The sequence below is a fragment of the Streptococcus danieliae genome (assembly GCF_009767945.1).
GTDB lineage: Bacteria > Bacillota > Bacilli > Lactobacillales > Streptococcaceae > Streptococcus > Streptococcus danieliae.
The window spans coordinates 1-547 of the sequence record NZ_WSRS01000193.1 but is presented as its reverse complement, the minus strand read 5'-3'; the positions used below and the strand labels follow the sequence as shown (position 1 = coordinate 547).

General features: G+C 40.4%; 1 protein-coding gene. It reads left to right on the top strand.

Going from position 1 to position 547, the window contains the following annotated elements:
- Positions 1-360 (top strand): IS66 family transposase (locus E5983_RS09410; protein WP_160332181.1); only part of this gene is annotated, 360 nt, incomplete at its 5' end.
- Positions 361-547 lie beyond the last annotated feature (187 nt).

The window sequence follows — 547 nt, the reverse complement described above, 5'->3', positions numbered from 1 at the left end:
TATGTCTTACCAGAATCCAAGTTAGGCCGTGCTCTCAAATACAGTTTGGATTATGAGTCCACATTCAAAACTGTACTGGAGGATGGACGTCTCGTTCTATCCAATAATTTGGCAGAAAGAGCAATCAAATCCTTAGTAATGGGGCGCAAGAATTGGTTGTTCTCCCAGAGTTTAGAGGGAGCAGAGTCTAGTGCGATTATCATGACTCTAATTGAGACAGCCAAACTCCACCAAGTGGACAGTGAAAAATATATAGTTTTCCTACTAGAACATTTACCAAACGAGGAGACTCTCGAAAAAAAGGAGGTTCTAGAGGCTTATTTACCATGGGCAAAACAAATACAAGAGCATTGTCGTTAAAGAAACCTCCAAGATTCAAAGCAAGCTGCTTACAATCTTGGAGGTTTTTTGATATACCCTGTTATTGGGCGCTTACATTGGTTCCTTCGTAAGCGCCCAATAACAAGGTATCTTCCGATAAAGTAGAAATCTAGCTATACTAGTCTCAGAAAACATGAGTAGAGGAGATTGGTTTAGTGGATGCGAA